This window comes from Stenotrophomonas sp. (assembly GCF_036662295.1).
Lineage (GTDB): Bacteria > Pseudomonadota > Gammaproteobacteria > Xanthomonadales > Xanthomonadaceae > Stenotrophomonas.
Genome location: NZ_JAVWXA010000097.1, coordinates 1 through 14,706, shown reverse-complemented (window position 1 = coordinate 14,706; position 14,706 = coordinate 1). Strand labels below are relative to the sequence as shown.

Sequence of the window (14,706 nt, the reverse complement as noted above, 5' to 3'; positions counted from 1 at the left end):
GACGAAGAGTGGCTGCTGACCCTGGAGCGCAAGCACTTCGTCGAACTGGCCCAGCAGGAAAAGACCCAGGCCCGCATCGCGCACATGCTCAAGACCGGCAAGCCGCTGCGGAACTGACGGAAGAAAACGGTAGTGCCGGCCGCTGGCCGGCAACCTCTTCCAATTCTTATCTAAGAGATCACTGCAATGACCAAGCAAATCCAGGACGCCTACATCGTCGCCGCCACCCGTACCCCGGTCGGCAAGGCGCCCAAGGGCGTGTTCCGCAATACCCGCCCGGACGACATGCTCGCCCACGTGCTCCGCTCCGTGGTCGCGCAGGCGCCGGGCATCGACGTCAACCGCATCGATGACGCGATCATCGGCTGCGCCATGCCCGAAGCCGAGCAAGGCATGAACGTGGCGCGCATCGGCGTGCTGCTGGCCGGCCTGCCGGACACCATCGCCGCGCAGACCGTGAACCGCTTCTGCTCCTCCGGCCTGCAGGCCGTGGCCATGGCCGCCGACCAGATCCGCCTGGGCAACGCCGACCTGATGCTGGCCGGCGGCACCGAGTCGATGTCGATGGTGCCGATGATGGGCAACAAGATCGCCATGGCGCCGAGCGTGTTCGACAACGACCACGTGGCCATCGCCTATGGCATGGGCATCACCGCCGAGAAGGTGGCCGAAGAGTGGAAGGTCTCGCGCGAGGAGCAGGACGCGTTCGCGCTGGCCTCGCACCAGAAGGCCATCGCCGCGATCCAGAACGGCGACTTCAAGGACGAGATCAGCCCCTATGACGTGCGCACCCGCCAGCCCGACCTGGCCGACGGCCGCCGCATCATCACCCGCGACCGCATCGTGGACACCGACGAAGGCCCGCGCCTGGATTCGTCTGCTGAAGGCCTGGCCAAGCTGCGCCCGGTGTTCCGCAACGGCCAGTTCGGCGGCACGGTGACCGCCGGCAACTCCTCGCAGATGAGCGACGGTGCCGGTGCGGTGCTGCTGGCCTCCGAGCAGGCGGTGAAGGATTACGGCCTCAAGCCGCTGGCGCGTTTCGTCAGCTTCTCCGTCGCCGGCGTGCGCCCGGAAGTGATGGGCATCGGCCCGATCGCGGCGATCCCCAAGGCGCTCAAGCAGGCCGGCCTGACCCAGGACCAGCTGGACTGGATCGAGCTCAACGAAGCCTTCGCCGCGCAATCGCTGGCGGTCATCCGCGATTGCGGCCTGGACCCGTCCAAGGTGAACCCGCTGGGCGGCGCCATCGCGCTGGGCCACCCGCTGGGCGCGACCGGTGCGATCCGTACCGCGACCCTGCTGCACGGCCTGCGCCGTCGCCAGCAGAAGTACGGCATGGTCACCATGTGCATCGGCACCGGCATGGGCGCGGCGGGCATTTTCGAGTCGCTGTAAGGGGCGTACCAGGTGCCGACCGTTGGTCGGCACCGCGCATCCCCGGTAGGTGCCGACCACGGGTCGGCACAGCGCCAAAAACAAGAAGGGCGGGCGTGGTGGGCGCCCTTCTCGGTTGTGGCATAAGCACCAACGGTGCGTATCTACCTCATCTGCATACGCACCAACGGTGCGTATCCACGCATTCCAATCAGTCTTCGGCCAGCATCTGGGTGAGCTTCTCGCGTGCCGGCTTGGCCAGCTTCTTGTTCTCCAGCGCGAAGCGGATCGTGGCCTCGACCAGCCCCAGATGGGTGCCGCAGTCGAAACGCGTGCCCTCGAAACGGTACGCATCGACCGGCTCGGACTGCAGCAGGGTGGCGATCGCATCGGTCAGCTGGATCTCGCCACCGGCACCGGTGCCGGTCGCCTCCAGCAGCTCGAAGATCTTCGGGCTGAGCACGTAGCGGCCGACCACGGCCAGGTCACTGGGCGCATCGTCCGGCTTGGGCTTCTCCACGATCTGCGAAATACGGCCCTTGCGCCCGTCGAAGGCCTCGGTCGCCACGATGCCGTAGCTGGCCGTGCTTTCGTGCGGCACGTCTTCCACGGCGATCACGCTGGCGCCGGTGGCCGCGTTGAGGTCGGCCATCTGCTTGAGCGCGCCCTCACCCCGGTTCCAGATCAGGTCATCGGGCAGCAGCACCGCGAAGGGTTCGTCGCCGATCACGGCCTTGGCGCACAGCACCGCATGCCCCAACCCGAGCGCTTCGGTCTGGGTGACGAAGATCGCGCGCACGCCCTCGGGCAGCACGTGGCGGACCAGCTCCAGCTGTTCCTTCTTGCCGGCGCGCTCGAGCTTCTGTTCCAGCTCGTAAGCCTTGTCGAAGTAATCGGCCACCGCGTGCTTGTAGCGGTTGGTGATGAAGATCAGGGTGTCGCAGCCTGCTTCGATCGCCTCGTCGACGGCGTACTGGATGAGTGGCCGATCGATGATCGGCAGCATCTCCTTGGGCACCGTCTTGGTGGCGGGCAGAAAACGCGTGCCCAATCCAGCCACCGGGAAAACCGCCTTGCGAATGCGCTTGTTCGTCACAGCCTGTTGGCCTCTCGTGCCGGGAAAGGAAGCACCTTAGCCGACGCAACGTGATCATCCTGTTGCAGCGGCGAGAACTCCGGCATGGTCGCAAACAGGATGTTGTTGATGGCGTCGGTGTCGTAGGTGGCGATCGCTTCGCGCAGGCGCGGCACGTTGCCCAGCACCTGGTCGCGCGCGAAGGTACGCACGCCGGCTTCCAGGATCTTCGGATGGGCGGTGGGGCGATAGTCCTCGTCCGAATAGAACAGGGTCTCGTGCAGCTTCTCGCCCGGGCGCAGGCCGGTGTAGATGATCGCGATGTCCTTGTACGGCTGCTTGCCGGCCAGGCGGATCATCTGCTCGGCGAGCACGCGGATCGGCACCGGCTCGCCCATGTCCAGGGTGTAGATGGCGCCATGCGACGCCGAGGCGGCCGCCTGCAGGATCAACTGGCAGGCCTCGGGGATGGTCATGAAGTAACGGGTCACTTCCGGGTCGGTCACCGTGACCGGGCCGCCCTTGAGGATCTGCTCGCGGAACAGCGGCACCACGCTGCCGGCCGAGGCCAGCACGTTGCCGAAGCGCACGGTCACAAAACGGGTGTGGCTGGTCTTATGGTCCAGGCTCTGGCAGATCATCTCGGCGTAGCGCTTGCTGGCGCCCAGCGCATTGACCGGGTCCACGGCCTTGTCGGTGGAGATGAACACGAAGTGCTCGATCCGCGCTTCCACGCAGGCGCGCGCCACCGTCTCGGTGGACAGGATGTTGTTGCGCACCGCTTCGCGCAGCTGGCGCTCCAGCACCGGCACCTGCTTGTAGGCGGCCGCATGGAACACCGCATCGACATTGGACAGCGACAGCGCATGGCGGATCACCGACGGGTCGCCGCAGTCGCCCAGCACCGCCTCCACGTCCAGGTCGGGGAAGCTGCGCTTGAGCTCGGCCTCGATGGTCAGCAGCAGCAGCTCGCTCATTTCCAGCAGCACGATGCGCCCGGCCCCGTGGCGCGCGCACTGGCGGCACAGCTCCGAGCCGATCGAGCCGCCGGCGCCGGTCACCAGCACGGTGCGCCCGCCCAGCCAACCCCGGATCAGCGACCAGTCCGGCAGGATCGGCTTGCGCCCCAGCAGGTCCTCGATCGCCACTTCCTTGAGCTCGCCGGGCAACGAATGGCCCAGCAGCACGTCATTGAGCTTGGGCACCATGCGGAACGGCACCCCGGTGGCCTCGCAGATGGCGACCACGCGCTGCATGCCGACCGCGTCCAGCGAGGGGATGGCGATCACCAGCAGCTTGGCGGCGGTCTCGCGCACCGCCGCGGGCGCGTCGTCCAGCGTGCCCAGGATGGGCAGGCCCTGCAGCTTGGCGCCCTGCAGGTGCGGGGCATCGTCGAGCAGTCCGACCGGTTCGAAGTCACCGGAGCGGCGCAGGTCGCGGACCAGCGCCTCGGCGGCCTGGCCGGCCCCGAGGATCAGCACGCGGCGGGCGGTCGCATCGGACTGCAGCGACTGGTAGTCCTTCCAGGCCCGGTACAGCAGGCGCGGCGCGCCCAGCAGCGCCGACAGCGCGAACGGGTAGATGACCAGCACCGACATCGGCACGCCGTTGAAGCGCTTGTAGGCCAGCACCACCACGATGGCGAGCAGGCCGATGAAGCTGGCCTTGAAGATGTTGAGCAGGTCGGCGACGCTGGCGAAACGCCAGAGGCCGCGGTAGAGGCCCACCCGCCAGAACACCACCGCCTGGATCACCAGCACCAGCGAGGTGTCGATGTTCCACAGGGGCAGCGAAGGCGCGTCGGCCAACATGGAGTAACGACCGGCATGCAGCAATTGCCAGCAGGCCCAGACCATGAACAGGTCGTGGACCACGATGGCGCCGCGCGGTATCAAACTGGTAAGACGGTCCTGCCAAGGCGTCATAAAACAAACAATCCTTCTAATTGCGCATTCCCTTGCGCAGGAGTAGCCACAAACCAGTCGCGAGGATCAACCACGCGACGGCCACGGCAGCCTCCCACCTCGGCTGCAGATCGCTGCAAGCATTAAACACTGTAATACTGAACAGACCAAAAACAAAGTAAAGCCCGGTGACAAAAGTGTGGCTCAGTCCACCTTTGACCGCCCGCTGATAGAGATGTTGGGTGTGGGGTTCCATCCATCGCTGCCCGGACAGCATGCGCGTCAGGAGTGTGAAGCCGGCGTCCACAAGGAAGGCTGAAAGCGGCACCAGCAGCAGGATCCACTGGATCTCCGTGACCACGCTGGCCAGGCAGACCAGGGCAGCGATGGCGTAGCCAAGCGCGCCGCTACCGACATCGCCCATGAAAATCCGGGCCCGCGGGAAGTTGAACGGCAGGAAGCCCAGGCAGGCCAGCGCCAACACCAGCCCGGCCAGGGCAAACGGCATCGGCATCACGGCGGCGAAGGCCAGCCCGGCCAGGACGGCCTGGGTGGTGGCAATGCCATTGATGCCATCCATGAAATTCCAGATGTTGATCAATGACACCGTGAACAACAGCGCCAGCACCGCCTGCAGCGGGTTGCCACTGGCCTGCCAGACCAGCACGGCCACCAGCGCGGCGGCCACCAGGTGCACCATCAGGCGGCGCACCGCCGGCAGCGGCCGATGGTCGTCCCACCAGCCGATCCCGGCCACCAGCACCAGGCCCAGCCCGAACACCAGCAGCGGGACGCGTGCGCCCGGCCAGGCCCAGGCCGCCACGCCGGTGGCCAGCAACAGGGTAAGCACGATCGCGATGCCGCCGCCACGCGGGGTAGCCACGCCATGGCTGCGGCGCTCGCCGGGCTGGTCCATCAGGTTGCGGCGCAACGCGTAATGGCGTGCGGCCCAGGTAAGCGCCGCCGCCATCGCCAGCACCGCGGGCAATGCCATCATCCAGGCCGCCGGCATGGCTCAGAGCACCGCGTAGTTCAGCAGCGGCTTGACCGTGCCCCATTCCTTGCAGCTGGGGCACTGCCAGTGGTGCGTGCGCGCGCCGAAGCCGCAGCGGGTGCAACGGTAAGCCGGGTTGCGGACCAGCAACTGGTCGGTGATGTGCTTGAGGTCGTGCAGGGTGGCGGTGGAATCGGCACCTTCGGCCAGGGTCAGGTCGATCAGCGCCGACTCGCCGCGCACCGAGGGCCGGTCCTTGAGCTGGCGGCCCAGGTAGGCGCGTGCCGGGGCCACGCCTTCCTGCTCCTCCATCAACTGGGTCAGCGCCAGCACCGGGGCGATGCCGCGGTAGTGCTCGGTCATCTCGGACAGGAACGCGCGCGCGCCGCCGAGGTCGCCGACCTTGCGGTAGTTCTGCATCAGCGCCTGCAGCACTTCGGGCAGGTATTCCGGGTCGTTGCGGGCGGCCCGCTCGAAGGCGCGCACGGCCGCCTCGGCATTGCCCGCATCCGCCTCCAGGCGGCCCTCGATGATGCCGGCACGCACCGACATCGCGTCGGCCTGGTACGCCCGGGCAATGGCCGCCCTTGCCTCCTCGATCTTGCCGGCGCCGCGGTAGCGCTCGGCCAGCTCGCACTCGAACTGACCGATCAGCTTGCCCATCGGCTCGCCGGTGACTTCCTCGAATCGACTGGCGTTGTCGATGGCCTTTTCCCAGTCACGCTCGGCCTGGTAGATGCCGATCAGGTGCTTGAGCGCCTGCGGGGCGCGCTGGTCGATCTGCGCCAGCTCGGTGAAGACCGTTTCCGCGCGGTCCAGCAGGCCGGACTTCATGTAGTCCTCGCCGAGCGCCAGCAAGGCCTGCACGCGCTGCGCATCGTTGAGGTCGGCACGGTTGACCAGGCCCTGGTGCAAGCGGATGGCCCGGTCCACTTCGCCGCGACGGCGGAACAGATGGCCCAGCGCGACCTGGGTCTCGAAGGTTTCCTTGTCCAGCTCGGCGATATGCAGGAACAGCTCGATGGCCTTGTCCGGCTGCTCGTTGAGCAGGTAGTTCAGGCCACGGAAATAGGTGCTGGACAGGTGGCTGACCTGGTTGTCACCGTGGCGCTGGCCGCCACGCCGGCCGATCACCCAGCCAGAGACCGCCGCCAACGGCAGGAACAGGAAGAACCAGAACCACTCGGAGACAAATTCCATCGGCGCTCAGCGTCCGTCGAAAGGAGAAGAAGGGGAAGCGGCCGGCGCCACGACCACGGTCGGGTTGGCCTTCTGCGCCCTGCGCAGCTTTGCGTAGAGCGGGATCACCATGCTGGCCAGCACGAGGCCGCCGCCGATGATGGCACCGGACAGCAGGGCGACGATGATCGCCAGGCCGGTGGTGGAATTGATCTGGGTAAAGCCCAGGCTGATGACGATCGGGGCCGAGTTGAGCGCACCGATGATGAGGCCCACGACAAGCACCGCCAACAGGATCAGCAGACGTACGACTTTCATGCAGCAGCTCCCGTACCGTGAAGCTTCAAGAGTAGCGGACTACCCGCCCCCTCTGCCAGCCAACCCGGTGGAATGGATGCATCCGCGCAGCGGATGACAGTCTTCAGGCAGGATCGCTTTCCAGCGGCACCACGGCGCTCACGCGCTCACGCAGTTCCTTGCCCGGTTTGAAATGCGGGACATGCTTGCCCGGCAACGCGACCGATTCCCCGGTCTTGGGGTTGCGCCCCAGCCGTGGCGGCCGGTAGTGCAATGAAAAACTGCCGAACCCGCGGATCTCGATGCGATCCCCGCCGGCCAGCGCCCCACCCATCATTTCCAGCAACGACTTTACCGCCAGATCGACATCGTCCGACTTCAAATGCGCCTGTCGGCGCGCCAGGATTTCGATCAGCTCGGATTTGGTCATTACGGGCTCTTCGGGGGGAACTCAGACCCTGAAACGGCCCGGACTGATGTCCGGGCCGTCCAGGAAACTACGACAGCGAGAGGCCGATTACTCGGACTTGTTGCCGTTCAGCTGTGCACGCAGCAGCGCGCCGAGCTGGGTGGTGCCGCTGGAAGCGGACGAGGACTGGTATTCCTCCAGCACTTCGCGCATTTCCGCGTCGTCCTTGGCCTTGATGGACAGCTGCAGGGTACGACCCTTGCGATCCATGCCCACGAACTTGGCTTCCACCTTGTCGCCGACCTTCAGGAACTGGGTCGCGTCGTCCACGCGCTCGTTCGCAACATCGCGAGCGGCCACGTAGCCTTCGATGCCGTCAGCCAGTTCGATGGTTGCGCCCTTGGCGTCCACTTCCTTGACCACGCCTTCGACCTTGGAGCCCTTCGGATTGGCGGCCATGTACTGACCGAACGGATCCTGCTCCAGCTGCTTGACGCCCAGGCTGATGCGCTCGCGCTCCGGATCGACGGCCAGGACGACCGCGTCCAGGTTGTCGCCCTTCTTGAAGTTGCGGACCACGTCTTCGCCGGTGGTGTTCCAGCTGATGTCGGACAGGTGCACCAGGCCATCGATACCGCCGTCCAGGCCGATGAAGATGCCGAAGTCGGTGATCGACTTGATCTGGCCCGACACCTTGTCGCCCTTCTTGTGGATGGCCGCGAAGGTCTCCCACGGATTGGCGGCAACCTGCTTCATGCCCAGCGAGATGCGGCGACGCTCCTCGTCGACGTCCAGGACCATGACTTCAACTTCGTCACCGACCTGCACAACCTTGGACGGGTTGACGTTCTTGTTGGTCCAATCCATCTCGGACACGTGCACCAGGCCTTCCACGCCCGGCTCGATCTCGACGAACGCGCCGTAATCGGTGACGTTGGAGACCTTGCCGAAGACGCGGCTGTTGGCCGGGTAACGACGGGCGATGTTATCCCACGGATCTTCGCCCAGCTGCTTCAGGCCCAGCGAAACGCGGTTGCGCTCGCGGTCGAACTTCAGCACGCGCACGTCCAGCTCGTCGCCGACGTTCACGACTTCGGACGGATGGCGCACGCGCTTCCAGGCCATGTCGGTGATGTGCAGCAGGCCGTCGATACCGCCCAGGTCCACGAATGCGCCGTAATCGGTCAGGTTCTTGACGACACCCTTCAGGATCGCGCCTTCCTGCAGCTTGTCCATCAGCTGCTCGCGCTCTTCCGAGTGCTCGCTTTCGACGACAGCGCGGCGCGAGACCACGACGTTGTTACGCTTGCGGTCCAGCTTGATGAGCTTGAATTCCAGCTCCTTGCCTTCCAGGTAGGCCGGATCGCGCACGGGGCGCACATCCACCAGCGAACCCGGCAGGAACGCGCGGACATCCTTGATGTCCACGGTGAAACCACCCTTGACCTTGCCGCTGATGCGGCCGGTGATGGTTTCGTTCTTTTCCAACGCTTCTTCCAGCTCGTCCCACACCATCGCGCGCTTGGCCTTCTCGCGCGACAGGACGGTCTCACCGAAGCCGTTCTCGATGGAATCGAGGGCGACCTTGACGACGTCGCCTTCGGCGACATCGATCTCGCCAGCGTCGTTACGGAACTGCTCGATCGGCACGATGCCTTCGGACTTCAGGCCGGCGTTGATCACCACGACGTCGCCGCGGACTTCAACGACGACACCGCTGACGATGGCGCCCGGCTTCAGCTTGGCCAGATTGGCCTGGCTGGCTTCAAACAGTTCGGCAAATGATTCGGTCATTAGATTTACTCTGTTGGACACATGGGTCGGTCGGCTTCCCTTCAGGGAACTGGCGACCGCCCGCCTGTTGGTCGACCCCGGTACTGCAAGTCGTGTGTTAAGTAGGAAAACCGCCACGCATCATTGCGGGACGGAGCTTGTGTTGCCTTGCGATGTGCGACACCGCCGATGGATTGGCGGTCCTCCTGTACAACGGATCAGGCACCCGAAACCGGAAGCAGATCCAACACGTTGGCAACGACGTCGTCGATGCCGATACCACTGGTGTCGATGATGACGGCATCGTCTGCCGGCTTCAGGGGCGCCACTGTGCGCTGTGCATCACGGGCGTCGCGGGCCATGATCTCGCGCAGGAGGTCATCAAAGTTAACAGAAACCCCCTTGTCTTTCAACTGCTTATGCCGGCGCCCGGCACGCTCCTCGGCGCTGGCGGTCAGGAAGACCTTGAACGGGGCGTCGGGGAAGATGACCGTGCCCATGTCGCGGCCGTCGGCCACCAGGCCGGGGAGAACCCTGAATGCGCGCTGGCGCTCTTTCAGCGCCGCCCGCACCTCGGGGATCGCTGCAATGGCCGAGGCCAGCGCCCCGGTGGTCTCCAGGCGCAGCTCGTCGGTGGCGTCGGCCTGGTTGACCACCACCCGCAACCCGCCGTCGGCCGCCTCGATGAAGCGCACGTGCGTATCAAAGGTGCAGCGGACCAGCGCCGAGGCGTCGGAAGTGTCGATATCGGCCCAGCTGGCCGCCACGCCCACGGCGCGGTACAGGGCGCCCGAATCCAGGTAATGCCAGCCCAGGCGGCGTGCGACAATGCGGCTGACGGTCCCCTTGCCGGCCCCGGACGGGCCGTCGATGGTGAGCACGGGAGGAAGCTGGTTCATGGGTTTCCCTGTGGAATTGACCGCCCATTCTAGCCCCCGCCAGGGGCCTCCTGAGACCTTTTTGGTGCAACCACTTGAAAGGATGGAAAAAAGCCCGGTAGAATGGCGGGCTTGAACGAGCGTCACCTGCCGATTGTCATCTGCATATCGCGGCCGCGCTCCAACCGAATCCAACGTTTACGCCGAGGTATGCAATGAAAGTCCTGTCTTCCCTGAAGTCGGCCAAGTCCCGTCACCGTGACTGCAAGGTCGTCCGCCGTCGTGGCAAGATCTTCGTGATCTGCAAGTCGAACCCGCGTTTCAAGGCTCGCCAGCGCTGAGCCTTTAGGAGTCCCGGCCCCACGGTCGCGGCCTTCCTGAATAAAAAGCCGCCTCCGGGCGGTTTTTTATTGCCAATTTTGGTGTAATCGCACTGCCCGCCACGACCGCTGGTCGTGACGCCGCCCGTATTCTTGACCACTGGGGAGTAGATCGAGATGAAGCGTTACCTGACCACCGTGCCCTTGCTTGCGCTGCTGGCCTGCGCCAGCGCCCAGGCCGACACCCTGCTGATCGACCGCAGCCAGGAAAAGCCCGCCACCGCCCTGCCCGTCCGCGGCCAGAGCATGCAGCAGGTGCAGTCCCAGTTCGGCGATCCGGGCGAGCGCCTGGACCCGCGCGGCGGCCAGAAGCGCCAGTGGCCGACCATCAACCGCTGGGTCTACCCGCAGTTCACCGTCTACTTCGAGAAGCAGAAGGTGATCGACGTGGTGGCCAACAAGGCCGACGCCAACGAAGTCGGCCCCAAGCCGCCGATCCGCTGACCCACCCGCCGCCCGTGCCGCGGCGGGCCATCGCACCGAGACCATGAACGATACGCTCCGCTTTCCGGCCGAATGGGAAACCCAGTCCGCCATCCTGATCGCCTGGCCCCACGCCGACACCGACTGGGCCGACCGCCTGGGTGACGTCGAGGACACCTACATCGCCCTCGTCGCGGCCATCACCCGCTTCCAGCCGGTGCTGATCATCGTCGCCGACGACGATCTGGAGGCCTACGCCGATGCGCGCCTGCGCTCCAACCGCATCGACATGGACCGCGTGCGTTTCGTCACCGCGCAGTACGACGACACCTGGCTGCGCGACTCCGGCCCGATCACCCTCACCCGCGCCGACGGCGGCTTCCGCCTGCTGGACTTCCGCTTCACCGGCTGGGGCGGCAAGTTCGACGCCAGCCTGGACGACAAGCTGGTGGGCGTGCTGCACGACGCCGGCGTGTTCGCCGCGGGCGCGCAGGTGCAGAGCATCCCGTTCGCGCTGGAAGGCGGCGGCATCGAGACCGACGGCGCCGGCACCCTGCTGACCACCTGGCAGTGCCTGCACGAACGCCATCCCGACCGCGACCGCGCCTCGCTCAGCACCGACCTGGCCAGCTGGCTGCAGCAGGACCGGGTGCTGTGGCTGGACCACGGCTACCTGGAAGGCGACGACACCGATGCCCACATCGACACCCTCGCCCGCTTCGCCTCGGTGGACAGCATCGTGTACCAGGCCTGCGATGACGCCAGCGATTCGCACTTCGCCGAGCTGCAGGCGATGGGCAACGAGCTGGCGGCCCTGCGCACCGTGTCGGGCGCGCCGTACCGCCTGTTCCCGTTGCCGTGGGCACAGCCGGTCATCGATGACGGCCGCCGCCTGGCGGCGTCCTACGCCAATTACCTGATCCTCAATGGCGCGGTGCTGATGCCGGCCTATGGCGATGTGGCCGACGAGGCCGCGCGCGCGGTGCTGGCGCAGGCCTACCCGGACCGGGAGATCGTGCCGGTACCGTGCCGCTCGCTGATCTGGCAGAACGGCAGTCTTCACTGCATCACCATGCAGCTGCCGCAGGGCCTGCTGGCCTGACCGGGGCGCCACGAACAACGGTCGTGGCCTGCCGGATGGATCCGCCGCGACCCACGATGGCGGTTTACCGGCGTTGCGCCTTCCGCGCATGCGCTGTTCGGTCGTGCCGGCCGCTGGCCGGCAACCCGTCAGCCGCGCCGGGTGCGGGAATGCACCGCACCCGCACCCGCCCCGCCTGTTTATCAAGCAGCACGCCGCGTGCACCCATCCGCGATAAACTGCGTTTTTCCCCCGCAGGACCGCCCCCGGATGAGCCCACGCCACCCCCTTTCCGTCGCCCTGATCCAGGAGCGCAACCACGGCGACGCCGCGGCCAACCTGGCCGTGATCGAAACGCGCGTGGCTGAAGCGGCTGCCCAGGGTGCCAAGCTGATCCTGCTGCAGGAACTGCACAACGGCGCGTATTTCTGCCAGCACGAATCGGTGGACGAATTCGACCTGGCCGAGCCGATTCCCGGCCCCAGCACCGAACGCCTCGGTGCGCTGGCGAAGAAGCACGGCGTGGTCATCGTCGGCTCGCTGTTCGAGCGCCGCGCGGCCGGGCTGTACCACAACACCGCGGTGGTCTTCGAGAAGGACGGCACGCTGCTGGGCAAGTACCGCAAGATGCACATCCCTGACGATCCGGGGTTCTACGAGAAGTTCTATTTCACCCCGGGCGACATCGGCTTCAAGCCGATCGACACCTCGGTCGGCCGTCTCGGCGTGCTGGTGTGCTGGGACCAGTGGTACCCGGAAGCGGCGCGCCTGATGGCGCTGGCCGGCGCCGAGCTGCTGCTCTACCCCACCGCGATCGGCTGGGACCCGGACGACCAGCAGGACGAGCAGAACCGCCAGCGCGATGCGTGGGTGCTCAGCCATCGCGGCCATGCCGTGGCCAACGGCGTGCCGGTGCTCAGCTGCAACCGCGTGGGCCATGAAGCCTCTCCGCTGGGCGCCTCGGGCATCCAGTTCTGGGGCAACAGCCACGTGCTGGGCCCGCAGGGCGAGTTCATCGCCGAAGCCGGTGGCGACCCCACCGTGCTGATCTGCGAGGTGGACCTGCAGCGCAGCGAACACGTGCGCCGGATCTGGCCGTTCCTGCGCGATCGCCGCATCGATGCATACGGCGACCTGCTCAAGCGCTATATCGACTGACTGCCAGGACCCCTGCCCCCGTGACCGTGCAGCTGCGCGACGCCCGCGACACCGACATCGACGCCATCACCGCGATCTACGCGGTGGAGGTGACCGACCTGGTCAACACCTACGAATACGACGTGCCCGACGCCGCCGAGATGCAGCGGCGCATGCACGACATCGTCGGCCGTGGCTTTCCCTATATCGTGGCCGAGGTCGATGGCCAGCTCGCCGGCTATGCCTACGCCAACACCTACCGCGGGCGCATCGCCTACCAGTGGACGGTGGAGAACTCGGTCTACGTGGATGCCGCCTTCCAGGGCCGCGGCGTGGGCACGGCGCTGATGCAGGGCCTGATCGATGCCTGCGTGGCGCGCGGTTACCGGCAGATGGTGGCGGTGATCGGCGAGCCGACCAACACCGCCTCGATCAAGCTGCACGAGCGCTTCGGTTTCCACACCGTTGGCATTTTCCGCGGCCTCGGCCGCAAGCACGGCCGCTGGCTGGACACCGTCCAGATGCAGCGCGCGCTCGGCGATGGTGCCGACAGCGCCCCTTCGAATGAATGATGCGATGACTGATACCCAGATCGATGACACCGGCGACACCCTGTTCGCCGGCCAGCCCGTGCGCGTGGTCGAGCGCGACGGCGTGCGTTACACCCTGCTGGGCACCGCCCATGTGTCCCAGGCCAGCGTGGAGGCGGTGGAGCGCGCCATCGGCAGCGGTCGCTTCGACGCAGTGGCCGTCGAGCTGGACCCGCAGCGGCTGCAGGCGCTGACCGACCCCGACGCGATGGCCAAGCTGGACCTGGTGGAGGTGATCCGCAAGGGGCGCGTGGCCCTGTTCGCCGCCAACCTGGCGCTGGCGGCCTACCAGCGACGCCTGGCCGAGCAGCTGGAGATCGAACCGGGCGCCGAACTCAAGCGCGCGGTGACCCTGGCCAACGCGCACAACCTGCCGGTCCACCTGATCGACCGCGAGGTCGGCCTGACCTTCAAGCGCGCCTCGCAGCGGCTGGGCTTCATCGGCCGGATCAAGCTGGTGATGGGCCTGGGCGCCGGCCTGTTCGCCTCCGACGAGGTGGGCGAGGACGAGATCGAGAAGCTCAAGCAGGGCGACATGCTGGAGGCGAGCTTCGGTGAGTTCGCCAGCGAGAACCCGGCGCTGTACGAGACCATCATCGGCGAGCGCGACCGCTACATGGCCACCCGGCTGCGCGAAGTGCATGACCCGGCGCAGCGCGAGGTGCTGGCGGTGGTCGGTGCCGGCCACCTGGCCGGGCTGGCGAAGTATCTGGAAACCGACACCGATGCACCCGGTCCGCTGCGCGAATCGCTGGAAGCGGTGCCGAAGAAGCGCAACATCCCGTGGATCACGCTGACCATCCTGGCCGTGGTGCTGGCCGGCATCGCGGTGGGGTTCTATCGCGGCGGGCTGGGCGTGGGCGGCGAGCTGCTGCTGACCTGGGCGATGTATACCGGCGGCCTGGCCGGCCTGGGCTGCCTGCTGGCCGGCAGCCACCCGTTGAGCATCCTGACGGCGATCGTGGTGGCCCCGTTCAAGCCGTTCCGGCTGAGCATTCCCACCGGCGCATTCGCCGCGCTGGTGGAGACGCGGCTGCGCAAGCCGGCCTACCAGGATTTCCTCAAGCTGCGCGATGACGCACAGAGCCTGAAGGGCTGGTACCGCAACCGCGTGACGCGCGTGGTGCTGACCTTCATCCTGACCAACATTGGCAGCATGCTGGGACTGTGGCTGACCGGGTTCCAGGTGTGGGGGAAGGTGGCGGGCTGAGC

At 66.5% G+C, this 14,706-nt stretch carries 15 protein-coding genes; 7 read left to right on the top strand and 8 right to left on the bottom strand.

Annotated elements, in window-relative coordinates; genetic code table 11:
* Positions 1–186 precede the first annotated feature (186 nt).
* Positions 187–1,395, top strand: coding sequence for an acetyl-CoA C-acyltransferase (locus tag RSA25_RS15675; protein ID WP_282246963.1), 1,209 nt, complete (start codon positions 187–189; stop codon positions 1,393–1,395).
* A gap of 190 nt (positions 1,396–1,585) precedes the next feature.
* On the opposite strand, the gene galU is transcribed toward RSA25_RS15675, so the two are convergent.
* From galU to cmk, 8 genes are all read right to left on the bottom strand, one after another.
* Positions 1,586–2,470: a UTP--glucose-1-phosphate uridylyltransferase GalU gene (galU, locus tag RSA25_RS15670; protein ID WP_332809775.1), complete on the bottom strand. Its 885-nt coding sequence runs from the start codon at positions 2,468–2,470 to the stop codon at positions 1,586–1,588.
* The gene (locus RSA25_RS15665) at positions 2,467–4,374 is read right to left on the bottom strand and encodes a nucleoside-diphosphate sugar epimerase/dehydratase (protein ID WP_332809774.1); all 1,908 of its coding nucleotides are present in this window, start codon (positions 4,372–4,374) and stop codon (positions 2,467–2,469) included. Before RSA25_RS15665 ends, galU begins: the two co-directional genes overlap by 4 nt.
* A 16-nt stretch (positions 4,375–4,390) precedes the next feature.
* Positions 4,391–5,350, bottom strand: a complete 960-nt coding sequence (locus tag RSA25_RS15660) for a glycosyltransferase family 4 protein (protein WP_332809773.1) — start codon at positions 5,348–5,350, stop codon at positions 4,391–4,393.
* Between the two features lie 18 nt (positions 5,351–5,368).
* Entirely contained in the window at positions 5,369–6,547 is a 1,179-nt protein-coding gene (gene lapB, locus RSA25_RS15655) for a lipopolysaccharide assembly protein LapB (protein WP_332809772.1), read from the bottom strand.
* A 6-nt stretch (positions 6,548–6,553) separates the two neighbouring features.
* Complete coding sequence (locus RSA25_RS15650) at positions 6,554–6,844, bottom strand: LapA family protein (protein ID WP_332809771.1); 291 nt, start codon at positions 6,842–6,844, stop codon at positions 6,554–6,556.
* A 103-nt stretch (positions 6,845–6,947) separates the two neighbouring features.
* Positions 6,948–7,253, bottom strand: a complete 306-nt coding sequence (locus tag RSA25_RS15645; RefSeq protein ID WP_017355596.1) for an integration host factor subunit beta — start codon at positions 7,251–7,253, stop codon at positions 6,948–6,950.
* 87 nt (positions 7,254–7,340) lie between these two features.
* The gene (rpsA, locus tag RSA25_RS15640) at positions 7,341–9,026 is read right to left on the bottom strand and encodes a 30S ribosomal protein S1 (RefSeq protein WP_068851279.1); all 1,686 of its coding nucleotides are present in this window, start codon (positions 9,024–9,026) and stop codon (positions 7,341–7,343) included.
* Positions 9,027–9,223: 197 nt separating this feature from the next.
* Positions 9,224–9,904 (bottom strand): (d)CMP kinase, encoded by a 681-nt coding sequence (gene cmk / locus RSA25_RS15635; RefSeq protein ID WP_332809770.1) that lies wholly within the window; start codon positions 9,902–9,904, stop codon positions 9,224–9,226.
* 194 nt (positions 9,905–10,098) lie between these two features.
* On the opposite strand from cmk, the gene ykgO reads away from it, so the two are divergent.
* The 6 genes from ykgO (at position 10,099) to RSA25_RS15605 (ending at position 14,704) form a co-directional block, all read left to right on the top strand.
* Positions 10,099–10,224, top strand: coding sequence for a type B 50S ribosomal protein L36 (gene ykgO, locus RSA25_RS15630; protein WP_017355593.1), 126 nt, complete (start codon positions 10,099–10,101; stop codon positions 10,222–10,224).
* Between the two features lie 156 nt (positions 10,225–10,380).
* Entirely contained in the window at positions 10,381–10,707 is a 327-nt protein-coding gene (locus RSA25_RS15625; protein ID WP_332809769.1) for a hypothetical protein, read from the top strand.
* Positions 10,708–10,750: 43 nt separating this feature from the next.
* The gene (locus RSA25_RS15620) at positions 10,751–11,788 is read left to right on the top strand and encodes an agmatine deiminase family protein (RefSeq protein WP_332809768.1); all 1,038 of its coding nucleotides are present in this window, start codon (positions 10,751–10,753) and stop codon (positions 11,786–11,788) included.
* A 249-nt stretch (positions 11,789–12,037) separates the two neighbouring features.
* Entirely contained in the window at positions 12,038–12,925 is an 888-nt protein-coding gene (locus tag RSA25_RS15615) for a carbon-nitrogen hydrolase (protein ID WP_332809767.1), read from the top strand.
* Positions 12,926–12,945: 20 nt separating this feature from the next.
* On the top strand, positions 12,946–13,476 hold the full coding sequence (locus tag RSA25_RS15610) for an N-acetyltransferase family protein (protein WP_332809766.1): 531 nt from the start codon (positions 12,946–12,948) through the stop codon (positions 13,474–13,476).
* Entirely contained in the window at positions 13,469–14,704 is a 1,236-nt protein-coding gene (locus RSA25_RS15605; RefSeq protein WP_332809765.1) for a TraB/GumN family protein, read from the top strand. The genes RSA25_RS15610 and RSA25_RS15605 overlap by 8 nt, the downstream gene beginning before the upstream one ends.
* The last annotated feature ends 2 nt before the right edge of the window (positions 14,705–14,706 follow it).

Coding starts and splice junctions, on each gene's coding strand:
- RSA25_RS15675 (WP_282246963.1), top strand. CDS start 187: ATGACCAAGCAAATCCAGGACGCCTACATCGTCGCCGCCACCCGTACC.
- RSA25_RS15665 (WP_332809774.1), bottom strand. CDS start 4,374: ATGACGCCTTGGCAGGACCGTCTTACCAGTTTGATACCGCGCGGCGCC.
- RSA25_RS15660 (WP_332809773.1), bottom strand. CDS start 5,350: ATGATGGCATTGCCCGCGGTGCTGGCGATGGCGGCGGCGCTTACCTGG.
- lapB (WP_332809772.1), bottom strand. CDS start 6,547: ATGGAATTTGTCTCCGAGTGGTTCTGGTTCTTCCTGTTCCTGCCGTTG.
- RSA25_RS15650 (WP_332809771.1), bottom strand. CDS start 6,844: ATGAAAGTCGTACGTCTGCTGATCCTGTTGGCGGTGCTTGTCGTGGGC.
- RSA25_RS15645 (WP_017355596.1), bottom strand. CDS start 7,253: ATGACCAAATCCGAGCTGATCGAAATCCTGGCGCGCCGACAGGCGCAT.
- rpsA (WP_068851279.1), bottom strand. CDS start 9,026: ATGACCGAATCATTTGCCGAACTGTTTGAAGCCAGCCAGGCCAATCTG.
- cmk (WP_332809770.1), bottom strand. CDS start 9,904: ATGAACCAGCTTCCTCCCGTGCTCACCATCGACGGCCCGTCCGGGGCC.
- ykgO (WP_017355593.1), top strand. CDS start 10,099: ATGAAAGTCCTGTCTTCCCTGAAGTCGGCCAAGTCCCGTCACCGTGAC.
- RSA25_RS15625 (WP_332809769.1), top strand. CDS start 10,381: ATGAAGCGTTACCTGACCACCGTGCCCTTGCTTGCGCTGCTGGCCTGC.
- RSA25_RS15620 (WP_332809768.1), top strand. CDS start 10,751: ATGAACGATACGCTCCGCTTTCCGGCCGAATGGGAAACCCAGTCCGCC.
- RSA25_RS15615 (WP_332809767.1), top strand. CDS start 12,038: ATGAGCCCACGCCACCCCCTTTCCGTCGCCCTGATCCAGGAGCGCAAC.
- RSA25_RS15605 (WP_332809765.1), top strand. CDS start 13,469: ATGAATGATGCGATGACTGATACCCAGATCGATGACACCGGCGACACC.